This is a genomic window from Streptomyces sp. CA-250714 (genome assembly GCF_050936705.1).
In the GTDB taxonomy this organism is placed as follows: domain Bacteria; phylum Actinomycetota; class Actinomycetes; order Streptomycetales; family Streptomycetaceae; genus Streptomyces.
On record NZ_JBNJMI010000001.1, the window covers coordinates 3,633,129 to 3,646,518 of the forward strand.

The 13,390-nt window shown below is 69.9% G+C and carries 10 protein-coding genes; 8 read left to right on the forward strand and 2 right to left on the reverse strand.

Going from position 1 to position 13,390, the window contains the following annotated elements; genetic code table 11:
* Window positions 1-333: 333 nt before the first annotated feature.
* A complete protein-coding gene (locus ACQEU8_RS16135) occupies window positions 334-1,173 on the forward strand; it encodes an HAD family hydrolase (RefSeq protein ID WP_433101139.1) in 840 nt (279 codons plus the stop codon).
* 424 nt (window positions 1,174-1,597) lie between these two features.
* Here the strand turns inward: ACQEU8_RS16135 and ACQEU8_RS16140 are convergent, their stop codons facing one another.
* On the reverse strand, window positions 1,598-2,476 hold the full coding sequence (locus ACQEU8_RS16140; RefSeq protein WP_433101141.1) for an oxidoreductase: 879 nt from the start codon (window positions 2,474-2,476) through the stop codon (window positions 1,598-1,600).
* A 106-nt stretch (window positions 2,477-2,582) separates the two neighbouring features.
* Here ACQEU8_RS16140 and ACQEU8_RS16145 point away from each other — a divergent pair, with 106 nt between their 5' ends.
* Window positions 2,583-3,581, forward strand: coding sequence for an ATP-binding protein (locus ACQEU8_RS16145; protein WP_433101143.1), 999 nt, complete (start codon window positions 2,583-2,585; stop codon window positions 3,579-3,581).
* A gap of 82 nt (window positions 3,582-3,663) precedes the next feature.
* On the opposite strand, the gene ACQEU8_RS16150 is transcribed toward ACQEU8_RS16145, so the two are convergent.
* A complete protein-coding gene (locus ACQEU8_RS16150) occupies window positions 3,664-4,917 on the reverse strand; it encodes a hypothetical protein (RefSeq protein WP_433101145.1) in 1,254 nt (417 codons plus the stop codon).
* Between the two features lie 261 nt (window positions 4,918-5,178).
* Here ACQEU8_RS16150 and ACQEU8_RS16155 point away from each other — a divergent pair, with 261 nt between their 5' ends.
* The 6 genes from ACQEU8_RS16155 to ACQEU8_RS16180 all read left to right on the forward strand — a co-directional run bounded on the left by ACQEU8_RS16155 (window position 5,179) and on the right by ACQEU8_RS16180 (window position 13,385).
* Window positions 5,179-7,743 (forward strand): bifunctional SulP family inorganic anion transporter/carbonic anhydrase, encoded by a 2,565-nt coding sequence (locus tag ACQEU8_RS16155; protein WP_433101147.1) that lies wholly within the window; start codon window positions 5,179-5,181, stop codon window positions 7,741-7,743.
* 194 nt (window positions 7,744-7,937) lie between these two features.
* A complete protein-coding gene (gene acs, locus ACQEU8_RS16160; RefSeq protein ID WP_433101149.1) occupies window positions 7,938-9,905 on the forward strand; it encodes an acetate--CoA ligase in 1,968 nt (655 codons plus the stop codon).
* A gap of 175 nt (window positions 9,906-10,080) precedes the next feature.
* Window positions 10,081-11,541: a Na+/H+ antiporter NhaA gene (nhaA, locus tag ACQEU8_RS16165; RefSeq protein WP_433101151.1), complete on the forward strand. Its 1,461-nt coding sequence runs from the start codon at window positions 10,081-10,083 to the stop codon at window positions 11,539-11,541.
* A gap of 102 nt (window positions 11,542-11,643) precedes the next feature.
* Complete coding sequence (locus ACQEU8_RS16170) at window positions 11,644-12,114, forward strand: phage holin family protein (RefSeq protein WP_433101153.1); 471 nt, start codon at window positions 11,644-11,646, stop codon at window positions 12,112-12,114.
* Window positions 12,111-13,055: an alpha/beta fold hydrolase gene (locus ACQEU8_RS16175; protein WP_433101155.1), complete on the forward strand. Its 945-nt coding sequence runs from the start codon at window positions 12,111-12,113 to the stop codon at window positions 13,053-13,055. The genes ACQEU8_RS16170 and ACQEU8_RS16175 overlap by 4 nt, the downstream gene beginning before the upstream one ends.
* A 144-nt stretch (window positions 13,056-13,199) precedes the next feature.
* The gene (locus tag ACQEU8_RS16180; RefSeq protein ID WP_433101157.1) at window positions 13,200-13,385 is read left to right on the forward strand and encodes a hypothetical protein; all 186 of its coding nucleotides are present in this window, start codon (window positions 13,200-13,202) and stop codon (window positions 13,383-13,385) included.
* The last annotated feature ends 5 nt before the right edge of the window (window positions 13,386-13,390 follow it).

A 13,390-nucleotide genomic window follows, 5' to 3' on the forward strand; every position in this document is an offset into this window, starting at 1 on the left:
CCAGAGACTGTGAATAACTCGCTCACCCAAACCAGTGACTATCGGAGAGCAGCCCCGCGATTACGGTCAGTTACAGATCAGGGGAATCGGAGCGTCCGGTACCGAAAGATCGAAAAAGCCCCGGCCACTTCGGGCCGAGGCGGAAAAAGGCCCCCGGACATGCGACGACCCCCGCCGGGGGGGAGAGCGGGGGTCGTCCCCACGGCCGACTCGGGGGGGGAGGAGTCGGGCCGGGTTAGCACGGTCGCGAACGATCCGTGACTTCCATGGTGTACCCGAGAGCCTTCTCAGGCAAACCCACGCGCCCCAGAGTACGCCGAATGGTGGGCCCCTATGCTCAGTACCGTGGAAAATCTCGCGATGCCCCGCACAGCCGCCTTCTTCGATCTGGACAAGACGGTCATTGCGAAGTCGAGCACGCTCACCTTCGGCAAGTCCTTCTACCAGGGTGGCCTGATCAATCGCCGCGCAGTGCTGCGGACTGCCTACGCGCAGTTCGTATATCTCCTAGGAGGTGCCGATCACGATCAGATGGAGCGGATGCGCGAGTACCTCTCGGGGCTCGCCCGCGGCTGGGACGTCGAGCAGGTCAGGGAGATCGTCGCGGAGACCATCCACGGTCTGATCGACCCCATCATCTACGACGAGGCCGCTTCTCTGATCGAAAAGCACCACCTGGCGGGCCGCGACGTGGTGATCGTCTCGTCCTCGGGGGCGGAGGTGGTCGAGCCCATCGGCAGGATGATCGGCGCCGACCGGGTGGTCGCCACGCGGATGGTCGTCGAGGACGGCCGCTTCACCGGAGAGATCGAGTACTACGCCTACGGCCAGACCAAGGCGGAGGCCATCCAGGAGCTGGCGGAGTCCGAGGGGTACGACCTGGCGCGCTGCTACGCCTACAGCGACTCGGTCACGGACCTGCCGATGCTGGAGGCCGTCGGCCACCCGCACGCGGTCAATCCGGACCGGGCGTTGCGCAAGGAGGCGCTCGCGCGCGAGTGGCCCGTCCTGACGTTCTCCCGGCCGGTACGGCTCAAGCAGCGCATCCCCTCGCTCTCGATGCCGTCCCGGCCTGCGCTGGCGTTGACGGCTGTGGCGGTGGGAGCCGCCGCGGCGACAGCGGGGTTCGTATGGCTCAACAGTCGGCGACGGCCGAACCTCCGCCCCTTCTGAGAGCCTTCCGAGACCGCCCCGCCGGCCGATGTCCGGTTTCCCCTGAGACGCCCGCAGTTGAGGGCAAAAGTAAAGATGTGGGAGCAGGGGTTCCGCTCAGCTCCCGCACGGAGTACAAAGGAATTGACGGCCCGCGAGACCGGCGGAATCCGAGAGGATCCCGTTCTCATTGGCCCCACGGACCGGATGCATGAATACCGGGTACCCACGCGACGCATAGCCCGCGATCGGGCAGGTCCCGTCAGGGAAGGGCAAAGTCCCACCCTGATGTCCGGACGCAATGTGAAGCACGCACTGGTAACCCGGTGGACGTGCCAGTGACGGCCCCGCCCGTTGTGGCGGGGCCGCCGCATTTCCACACCCCAAAGCTCTCCGGGCCCCAAACCACAGGAGCCCAAAAGCTCTCAGGCGGCGCTCCAGCCCCTCAGGCCGCGCCGCGCTGCATCGCCTCGCACACCGCGGTGCTCTCCCGTACGCCGAGCTCGACAGCGCGGCCACAGTGCGCGATCCACTCGGTCATCCCTTCGGGTGTTCCCGAGGCATAGCCGGCCAAGGCCGTCAGATACGCCTCAAGGCCCAGCTCCGCATGACCCACCTCGGCCGGGCAGATGGCCTTGGGGTCGAGGCCGCTGGCGATCAGTACGACGCGTTCGGCGGCACGCGCGACCTGCCCGTTGTACGAGCCGAACGGGCGCAGCACCTGGAGTTCGCCGTGCACCACCGAGGAGATCACCAGGGCGGGGGCCGAGGTGCTGCCCGTGATCAGCTGGGCCAGACCGTCCAGCCGGGCCGCGACCTCGTCGGCGCCGGGCAGCTCGAGGCCGAGGTCCGGCCCGTCGACCGGCTCACCGGGGCGCCGCGGGCGGCCGACGGTGTCCTCCGGCGTCACGCCACCGGCGGCCACCAGATGCAGCCGGGCCAGCACACGCAGCGGTGACTGCTGCCAGATGTCGAGCAGCTGTCCCGCCTCGGCCGTCACGCGCAATGCCGCGCCGACCGTACGGGCCTCGGCCTCGGCGCCGAAGTCGCTGCGACGGCGCACCTCTTCGAGCGCCCAGTCGACGCCCTCCACAGCGGCCGTGGCGCGGGCTCCGCGCAGTGTGGCCTCCGCGGTGACCTCACTGCTGCGACGGCGCATGATGCGGTGCCCGTAGACCCGGTCGACGGACTTGCGCACGGATTCAACGGCCTCCGGCACGCCCGGCAACGCGGCGAGGGGGGCCAGCGGGTCGGCTGCGGAGGTGCCGGGCACCGAGGTCTTCGACCTGCCGCTGTCGTCGTCGGGGCGAGCGGTACTACTCATGCGTACGACCCTACGCACCCGGCTGAGCGTCCCAACCCCACGATCGAGTGGTCTTCTTCACTCGCGCCTGCCGAACCGGCACCTGCTGCACCTTACGCTATTGAACATGAAGATCGCTTTCGTAGGTAAGGGTGGCAGCGGCAAGACCACGCTGTCCTCGCTGTTCGTTCGTCACCTCGCCGCCCGGGGCAGGCCCGTGGTCGCCGTCGACGCCGACATCAACCAGCACCTGGGCGCGGCGCTGGGGCTGGACGACTCCGAGTCCGCGGCGCTGCCCGCGATGGGCGCGCACCTGCCGCTCATCAAGGAGTACCTGCGGGGCAGCAACCCGCGGATCGCCTCCACCGAGAAGATGATCAAAACGACGCCGCCCGGCGAGGGTTCCCGGCTGCTCCGCCTACAAGAGGACAACCCGGTTTACGAAGCCTGTGCGCGCACTGTCGCACTGGACGGCGGGGACATCAGGCTGCTGGCCACGGGGCCGTTCACCGAGTCGGACCTGGGTGTGGCCTGCTACCACTCCAAGACCGGTGCCGTGGAGCTGCTGTTGAACCATCTCGTCGACGGCCGCGAGGAGTTCATGGTCGTCGACATGACGGCGGGCAGCGACTCCTTCGCCTCCGGAATGTTCACCCGCTTCGACATGACGTTCCTGGTGGCGGAACCGACCCGCAAGGGTGTCTCCGTCTACCGGCAGTACAAGGAGTACGCACGGGACTTCGGTGTGCCGCTGAAGGTCGTCGGCAACAAGGTGCAGAACGCGGACGACGTCGACTTCCTGCGCGAGGAAGTGGGTGACGACCTGCTGGTGACGTTCGGCCACTCGGACTGGGTGCGCGCCATGGAGAAGGGCCGCCCGCGTCCCTTCGCCGAGCTGGAGGAGGACAACTCCCGCTCGCTGGCCGCGCTGCACGAGATGGCGGACGCCTCTTACGAGCTGCGCGACTGGGAGCGCTACACCCGGCAGATGGTCCACTTCCATCTGCGCAACGCGGAGAGCTGGGGCAACGCGAAGACCGGCGCCGACCTCGCGGCCCAGGTGGACCCCTCGTTCGTCCTGCGGGAAGACCAGCAGGAGACCGCGGCCGCTCCGCAACCCGCCTGAGGTACGACCGGCGGCGCGCTCCGACCGTTCCGCTGCCCGAGCCCTGTTCCGGGCCGCCCCGGCCCGGAACAGGGGGACGACGTCAGCTCGACGTCGCTCCCTTGGCGCTCTGTGCCGCTTTCCGTGAGAGGAAGGACCGCCAGCCGCCCGCCGGCTTCTCCCCCACCTCCAGGGTGCGCAACTTTGCGAGCGTGCGCGGCTCCTGCGCGTCCAGCCAGTCCACGAGCTGGCGGAACGAGACGCAACGGACGCCCTCCTTGCGGCAGACCGTCTTCATGACGTCCTCGACAGCGTCCATGTAGATGCCGCCGTTCCAGTTCTCGAAATGGTTGCCGATGATCAGCGGTGCGCGGTTGCCCTCGTAGGCGCGCTGGAAGCCTTGCAGCAGACCGTCACGCATCTGCCGTTTCCAGACGGGCCGTTTCTCCACCGGGCCGTCGATGGAGCCGGACTGGTTGGCGAGGAAGTTGTAGTCCATCGACAGCGTCTCGAACTGCCGCCCGGGGAAGGGCACCTCCTGGAGCGGCAGGTCCCACAGCCCGTACCGCTTTCCCGGCCACACCTGAGTGCCGTTGCCGCTGGAGTCGTAGCGGAAGCCCATCTGACGGGCGGCCTTCAGCAGATTCTCCTGCCCCTCGAGACACGGGGTACGGCCGCCGACGAGCTCGCGCCTGTAGTCGAACGGGAGGGCCCGGGCCTTCTCCCAGCCCGTCGTTGTCTTCCAGTTCTGGACGAACCAGCGGGCCTGCTTGATCTCGCTCCGCCACTGCTCGACGGACCAGGACCCCACGCCGCCGGGTCCGCAGAAGTGGCCGTTGAAGTGGGTTCCGATCTCGCTGCCGTCCAGCCACGCCTCACGGACCTGCCGGAGCGTGGCACGCACGTTCTTGTCCTTGAGGTAGCCGATGTCAGATGCACCTTGGGCGTGACCGGGCGGGGAGTAACGTTTCGCCTCGTCTTCCGGCAGCGCGTAGACACCGCTGAGGAAGTAGGTCTGGGCCGCGCCGTACTTCTTGCCCGCCTTGCGGAAGCGGGAGAAGAGCTTCTTGCCGTCCTCGCCGGCCCCGTCCCAGGAGAAGACGACGAACTGCGGGGGCTTCTTGCCGGGCGCGAGCCTGCGCGGGGTGGGCTGGAAGGGCTGGGGTCCCGTCAGCGAGGTCGAACCGTCGCCCAGGAGCTGGACTTTGGCCTGCGGTCTGGCCTGCGGCGCCGCGCCGGGGGTCTCTTCCAGCCGTCGCGCGTCGTCGCTGCCGGAGCACCCGCCCGCGGCCAGGGACAGCGCCACCGCCGCCGGGACCGCGGCGGTGAGAGCGGGTCTTCTTCGCGTGGCTGCCATCGGCTCACCTCGTCCTCTCGCCTTGCCTCGTCGGTCACCGGTCGGGACCGGCGCTGCCACGCGGATAAAAGTGGCACGAGACGTTAATAAGACAAATAGGACAAGCGGCTTTTTCGGCGTCCTTCACTCGATGGGTGGAACAGAGGCAGCCAGACGCCACTCCGCGCTTCGCCAAGGCTTTACTCGGTATTACTGTTCTTTTACTTCCACCTGGAAGTAATCAGGCGATTACGCAGTGTGCCGATCTCGGGAGGAGTCGCGATGCCCCACCGCACCCCGGTGTGCAGCCGCCCGCTCGCCCGCCCGCAGCGCTCCGCACGTCAGCGCTGGTCAGCCGACCTCTCCGCATCCGTCACGGTCTTCCTGATCGCGCTGCCGCTCTCACTCGGCATCGCACTGGCCGCCGGTGCCCCGCTCCAGTCCGGGCTGGTGGCGGGAGTGGTGGGCGGACTGGTCTGCGGCTGGCTCGGCGGGGCTCCGTTGCAGATCACCGGCCCCGCGGCAGGGCTGACGGTGATCACGGCGGAGCTGATCCAGCAGTACGGCTGGCGGACCACCTGCGCGATCACTGTCCTGGCCGGGCTCGCCCAGATCGGGCTCGGCTGCCTGCGGGTGGCTCGCTCCGCCCTCGCCGTGAGCCCGGCTGTTGTGCACGGGATGCTGGCGGGGATCGGGGGCACCATCGCGCTCGCCCAGCTCCATGTGATGCTCGGCGGCGCCCCCGACAGCTCGCCGCTCACCAACGCGCTGGAGCTGCCCGGGCGGATCACATCGGTGCAGCCCGCCGCTCTCTCCGTCAGCGGGCTGACCGTCGTCGTGCTGCTGGCCTGGCCCCGGCTGAAGGAGCAGGGCGGCGCGCTCGGCGCGGTCACCAGGAGAGTGCCGGCCGCGCTCGCGGCGGTCGGCCTGGCCACCCTCGCCGCCGTGCTGGCCGATATGCGGCTGCCCCAGGTCGAGCTCCCCTCCTGGCGCTCGCACGCGCTGCCCCACCTTCCGGAGGGGCCGGTGCTCGGGCTGGGTACGGCGGTGCTGACGCTCGCGCTGGTGGCCAGCGTGCAGGCCCTGCTGTCCGCCGTCGCGGCCGACAAGCTGACGGCCGCGCGGGGCGCCGGAGATCGGGTGCCGCGCAGCGATCTGGACCGGGAGCTGCGGGCGCACGGGGTGGCGAACGCGGTCTCGGGTGCGCTGGGCGGGCTGCCCGTCACCGGGGTCGCGGTCCGCAGCGCGGCGAACATCGCTGCCGGGGCCGTCGGCCGGAACTCGGCGCTGCTGCAAGGGGTTTGGGTGCTGCTGGCGGCCGGGCTGCTGGTGGGGGTGCTGGAGCTGATTCCGCTCGCGGCGCTGGGGGCGCTGGTGATGGTCGTGGGCGTGCGGATGATCAACCCGGGCCACATCAGAAAGGTGGCACGGCACCGCGAGGCGCTGGTGTTCGGCATCACGGCGGTTGCTGTCGTACTGCTTGGCGTGCTGGAGGGGGTCGGCCTGGGGATCGCGGTGGCGGTGGTCGTGGCGCTGTACCGGCTGACGGGCACGCGGATCACGGTGGAGCGCGACACGGCCGACGACCTCGCGTCCCGCTCCGGCGGCGGCTACCGGGCTGTTGTGCAGGGGCAGTTGACGTTTCTGGCGGTGCCCCGGCTGAGCCGGGCACTGGCACAGGTCCCCGAGGGGGCGAAAGCAGTGGTGGAGTTGGAGGGATCGTTCATGGACCACGCGGCGTACGAGGCGCTGGAGGACTGGCGGACCGCACATACGGCCACGGGTGGCGAGGCGGAGGTCAGAGGCCGCGCGGGGCAGGAGATCGGGGAGCCCTCGACAGCTCACACGTGTACGCCGTGGACGCCTTGGCGCAACCATCAGTGCACGCGCCCGGTCACCGAGGGGACCGACAGCTCCCCCGGGGCCCCTTCGCCCGGCGACGGTTCGTATGGCGAAGGTTCCCCCGGCAACGATCCGCACGGCGACCGCTCACACAGCGACCGCTCGCACGGCGACAGCCCCGGTGCCACCGCGTATGCCACTCAGAGCGCAGCGCCCAACCCTCCTGCCGCTCCGGCGTCTTACGACACACCTGCCTCCAGCGACCCCGCTCGGGGGAGACACCGCGGCCACTCCCACTCCCGGCGAGGCCAACTGCTCGGCGGCGTACGGAACTTCCAGCGCACGACGGCGCCGCTCGTACGGGACGAACTGGCGCGGCTGGCGCGGGAGGGGCAGCGGCCCTCCCAGCTCTTCCTCGCGTGTGCCGACTCCCGCCTGGTCACCAGCATGATCACCTCCAGTGGTCCCGGTGACCTGTTCACGGTCCGCAATGTCGGCAACCTGGTTCCGCCGCCCGGCGAGGAGCGTGGCGACCAGTCGGTGGCGGCGGCGATCGAGTACGCGGTGGACGTGCTGCGGGTCGAGTCGGTGACCGTATGCGGGCATTCGGGATGCGGTGCCATGCAGGCGCTGCACAGCGGGGCGGCAGCGGGCCAGGGCACCGGCAAGGCCCCCGGTGAGACGCCGCTGGGCCGCTGGCTACGGCACGGCCGGCCGACGCTGGAGCGGTTCCGCAGGGCGGGGAAGGCCGTCCCGCGCCTCGCCGACCGGGAGACGGCTGACGAACTCGAGGCGCTCTGTCTGACAAATGTCGTCCAGCAGTTGGAGCATCTGGCGGCGCACGCGTGCGTGGCCCGGCGGCTTCGCGAGGGGACGCTGGAGCTGCACGGCATGTACTTCCACGTCGGGGAAGCCCAGACCTATCTGCTGGACACGGTGGTTCCTGGCGCTCAGCGGTCCGAGCCGGTGTTCGCCGCCGTCAGACCCGACCCCGTCGCACCCTGAGAAGCGCCCCGACGTCAAGGGGAAAGGCAAGCTCTGAAACGGCGCGAAGCGACACGCAATGACTCCCTGATTGCGGCTGTACCCAGCAGGGTCGGAGGTGCCAGGATCGCCTGGGGGTTGACCGGGCTCCCGCGATCACGAAGCATGCCAGTATCAGGTATTGGTCTACACCACTTGCCGGAACGGGAGCCGACATGAACGAGAGTCCTTCCCTCTCCAACCTGCTGAAGGAGGAGCGGCGGTTCGCCCCGCCCGCCGAGTTGGCCGCGAACGCCAATGTCACCGCTGCGGCGTACGAGCAGGCCAAGGCTGACCGGCTGGGCTTCTGGGCGGAGCAGGCGCGGCGGCTGAGTTGGGGGACCGAGCCGACCGAGACGCTGGACTGGTCGAACCCGCCGTTCGCCAAGTGGTTCAAGGACGGGAAGCTCAACGTCGCCTACAACTGTGTGGACAGGCATGTGGAGGCCGGTCGCGGTGACCGCGTCGCCATCAACTTCGAGGGCGAGCCCGGCGACACCCGTACGCTCACCTACGCCGACCTCCAGCGGGAGGTCTCGCAGGCGGCCAACGCGCTCACGGAGCTGGGCGTTCAGGCGGGCGACCGGGTCGCCATCTACATGCCGATGATTCCCGAGACCATCGTCGCGATGCTGGCGTGTGCCCGCATCGGAGCGCCGCACTCGGTCGTCTTCGGTGGCTTCTCGGCGGACGCGCTGGCGACCCGTATCGAGGACGCCGACGCCCGTGTCGTCATCACCGCCGACGGCGGCTACCGCAAGGGCGCGGCCTCCGCGCTCAAGCCCGCCGTCGACGAGGCGCTGACCCGGCCGGGCACCGAGAAGGTCCGCAACGTGCTGGTGGTGAGGCGGACCGGCCAGGAGGACATCTCCTGGACCGAGGGCCGCGACCTGTGGTGGCACGAGGTGGTCGGCCGCCAGTCAGAGCAGCACACGCCGCAGGACTTCGACGCCGAGCACCCGCTGTTCATCCTCTACACCTCCGGCACCACGGGTAAGCCGAAGGGCATCCTGCACACCACCGGCGGCTACCTCACGCAGGTCGCCTACACACACCACGCGGTCTTCGACCTCAAGCCGGAGAGCGATGTGTTCTGGTGCACCGCCGACGTCGGCTGGGTGACCGGGCACTCGTACATCGTCTACGGCCCGCTCGCCAACGGCGCGACAGAGGTGCTGTACGAGGGCACGCCCGACTCGCCGCACAAGGGCCGCTGGTGGGAGATCGTGCAGAAGTACGGCGTCACCCTCCTCTACACGGCGCCGACCGCGATCCGCGCCAGCATGAAGTGGGGTGACGACATCCCCGCGAAGTTCGACCTGTCGTCGCTGCGCATCCTCGGATCGGTGGGCGAACCCATCAACCCCGAGGCGTGGGTGTGGTATCGGCACCACATCGGCGGTGACCGCACCCCCGTCGTCGACACCTGGTGGCAGACGGAGACGGGCGGCATCATGATCAGCCCGCTGCCCGGTGTCACCGAGGCCAAGCCGGGCTCGGCGCAGGTGCCGCTGCCGGGCATCGCGGCGACGGTGGTGGACGACGAGGCCAACGAGGTGGCCAACGGCGCCGGTGGCTATCTGGTGCTGACCGAGCCGTGGCCGTCGATGCTGCGCACCATCTGGGGCGACGACCAGCGCTTCCTGGACACCTACTGGTCGCGGTTCGAGGGCAAGTACTTCGCGGGCGACGGGGCCAAGAAGGACGACGACGGCGATGTGTGGCTGCTGGGCCGGGTGGACGATGTGATGCTCGTCTCCGGGCACAACATCTCCACCACAGAGGTCGAGTCGGCACTGGTCTCGCACCCGAAGGTGGCCGAGGCGGCAGTCGTGGGCGCGACCGACCCGCAGACGACGCAGGCCATCTGCGCGTTCGTCATCCTGCGCGGCGGCGCGGCCGAGGACGAAGGGCTGGTCGAGGAGCTGCGGGCGCACGTCGCCAAGCAGCTCGGCCCGATCGCCAAGCCGAAGCGCATCCTGCCGGTCGCGGAGCTGCCCAAGACCCGCTCCGGCAAGATCATGCGCCGGCTGCTGCGGGACGTGGCGGAGAACCGGACGCTGGGTGACACCCAGACCCTCACCGACTCCTCGGTGATGGAACTCATCCAGTCCAAGCTGCCGAGCGCGCCCAGCGAGGACTGAGCGGGAGCACCCCGGAAGCGAGGGGCACCGGTCCACGGGCTGGGTGCCCCTCCTTCTTTTGGTTAGGCTTGCGGCGTCGCACCGCATCAAGAACGCGACAAGACAGTGGGCGAGCCGGGAAGTCTGGTCGGCACACACCACAGGTGTGTCCCTGCCACCTTTCGGAGGCCCCCGCATGGGTTCGCCACACGCCCCGCCACACACCCCACCCCACAGCGACGACAAGCAGAGCCGCCGTTCCGTCTTTCTCGGCAGGCTCCCTCTTGGCGAACGCAGGTTCCTCGCGGACGCGCTGCGCACCGAGACCGTCGGCGGCACCCTGCTGCTGGCTGCCGCGGTGGTCGCCCTACTGCTCGCCAACACCGGCGCCGGCGGCTTCTACGAGGACGTCAGGAACTTCCACTTCGGCCCCGAGGCGCTCCATCTGCATCTCTCGGTCGCCGACTGGGCCAAGGACGGGCTGCTCACCCTCTTCTTCTTCGTCGCCGGGATCGAGCTCAAGCGGGAGCTGGTCGCGGGTGAGCTGCGCGATCCACGGGCCGCCGCGCTGCCGATCGTCTCGGCGGTGTGCGGGATGGCCGTCCCGGCGCTGGTCTACCTGGCCTTCTCCGCCGGCGGCGGTGGCGACCCGCGCGGCTGGGCGATACCGATGGCGACCGACATCGCCTTCGCGCTGGGGGTACTGGCCGTGCTCGGCACCGGGCTGCCCTCAGCGCTGCGGGCATTTCTGCTGACCCTGGCCGTCGTCGACGACCTGGGTGCCATCGTCATCATCGCCGTCTTCTACTCGGCCGGTATCAGCTTCGGGGCGCTGGCGGGCGCGGTCGCCGGGCTGGCGCTCTTCTGGTTCCTGCACCACCGGGGCGTGCGCGGCTGGTATGTGTACGTACCGCTCGCCCTCGTCGTCTGGGGGCTGATGCACGCCAGCGGGGTGCACGCCACGGTCGCCGGGGTCGCGATGGGGTTGATGCTGCGCTGTACGACGCGGCCGGGCGAGGAGTCGGGGACCTCACCCGCCGCACGCATCGAGCACCTGGTCAGGCCACTCTCGGCGGGACTCGCCGTACCGGTCTTCGCGCTGTTCGCGGCGGGAGTGACCGTCTCGGGCGGGGCGCTGACCGATGTGTTCACCCAGCCGGAGACGCTGGGCGTGGTGTTCGGCCTGCTGGTGGGCAAGACGCTCGGGGTGTTCGGCGGGGCCTGGGCAGCGGTGCGCTTCACCAAGGCGGAGCTGAACCGGGATCTGGGCTGGGCCGATGTCCTGGCCATCGCCGCGCTGTCCGGCATCGGCTTCACCGTCTCGCTGCTGATCAGCGAACTTGCCTTCACCGACGACGTCGTACTCGCCGACGAGGCCAAGGCCGCCGTGCTGATCGGTTCGCTGCTGGCCGCCGTGTTCGCCGGGATCGTGCTCAAACTGCGGGCCCGCACGTACCGTTCGCTGGTGGAGGCCGAGGACCGGGACGAGGACGGCGACGGGGTCCCCGACATCTACGAGGAGGACGACCCCGAGTTCCATCTGCGGATGGCCGCGCTCCACGAGGCGAAGGCGGCCGAGCACCGCAGGCTCGCCGAGCAGCGCAGGCTCGCCGAGGTGGCCACTCGCCACGAAGTGACGGACGATGGTCCGGCATGATCTGAGCCTGACCGGCTACCAGGGGAAGCCGGGCACGACGGCCAGGGAAGCCCCGGGACCCGCACCGTGACGGGTCCTGACTACCGCGAGGGAGAGACAGCGATGAGCGCAGCCGACGACGGCCGCAGCCTCGGCCAGTTGGTCGCAGCGGCCACTGCGGAGATGTCCGCACTGGTGCACGACGAGATCGCGCTGGCCAAGGCCGAACTGCGGCAGGACGTCAAGCGCGGCGTGCTGGGCAGCGGGGCCGCCCTGATCGCCGGGGTCCTCGTGCTCTTCGCACTGCCCGTGCTGAGCTTCGCCGCCGCCTACGGGATCCACAACCTGGGGCTCGGTCTCGCCTGGTCGTTCCTGATCGTGGGCGGCGCCTTCATCGCGATCGCACTGCTCCTGCTGCTGCTGGCGCTGGCCAAGTTCAAGAAGGTCTCCAAGAGCAAGAGCCCGCAGAAGTCGATGGCCTCCGCCAAGCAGAGCGCTGCCGTCCTCTCGCACGCCAGGCCGCACCCCCGCGCGGGGGAGAACGGCGGCAAGGAGCGCCCGCAGCTTCAGGGTGTGACACGCTCGTCCGTATGACGCTCGCAGACAGCCCCGCGGCCGTGATCCGTCCCGAGGGCCCCTGGACACACCGGGACGTGGCCGCCAACGGAGCGCGGTTCCACATCGCCGAGATGGGTGAGGGCCCGCTGGTGCTGCTGCTGCACGGTTTTCCGCAGTACTGGTGGGCATGGCGGCACCAGCTGCCCGCACTGGCCGACGCCGGTTACCGGGCGGTGGCGATGGATCTGCGCGGGGTGGGCGGCAGCGACCGTACGCCACGTGGCTACGACCCGGCCAACCTCGCGCTCGATGTGACCGGTGTCATCCGCTCGCTGGGCGAGCCCGACGCGGCGCTGGTCGGGCACGATCTGGGCGGCTACCTGGCGTGGACGGCGGCGGTGATGCGGCCCAAGCTGATCCGCCGCCTCGTCGTCGTCTCGATGCCGCACCCCCGTCGCTGGCGCGCCGCCATGCTGGGCGACGTACGGCAGACGGCGGCCAGCTCCTACATCTGGGGCTTCCAGCGCCCCTGGCTGCCGGAGCGTCAGCTCGTGGCGGACGACGGCGCGCTGGTGGAGCGGCTGGTCCGGGACTGGGCCGGCCCCAAACCGCCCGGCCCGTCCGACGACACGGGCGCGCTGGCGGTGGAGAACTACCGGCGCGCGATGTGCGTACCCTCCACGGCGCACTGTTCGGTGGAGCCGTACCGGTGGCTGGTGCGGTCGCTGGCGCGGCCGGACGGGATGCAGTTCTACCGCCGGATGAAGCGACCGGTGCGGGTGCCGACGTTGCATCTGCACGGTTCGCTCGATCCGGTGATGCGTACGCGCAGCGCCGCGGGGTCGGGCGAGTACGTCGAAGCCCCGTACCGCTGGCGGCTGTTCGACGGGCTGGGGCACTGGCCGCACGAGGAGGACCCGGAGACCTTCACCTCCGAACTGGTCCACTGGCTGAGCGACCCCGAACCGGACCGCTGACCCTCCCGGCCGGCCCGCCCGGCCGGCCCGCTCCTGGTCCGCCGGCACCAGCGCCAGGGCGGCTCGTACATGTGCCCGGCGCATAGGCCGATTGAGGGCTCCCGGAGCGATTACTGACCTTGAGGCAGGGGCAGGGACCCGGGTATGGGGTTGACGCACGACTTCCGTGACGTGGCACGTAACCGCAGCCATCTGAGGAACCCGCGCGGCCAGGTTTCCCCGCGCGCCACGGGCCGGCTGCATCCCGCCGACGCCGAGCTGGGAATCCCCCGCATTCTGCGTCGCCGCGCACGCTGGGTCGGCGCCAGACTGCGGCACAACCGCTCCTGAGCCGC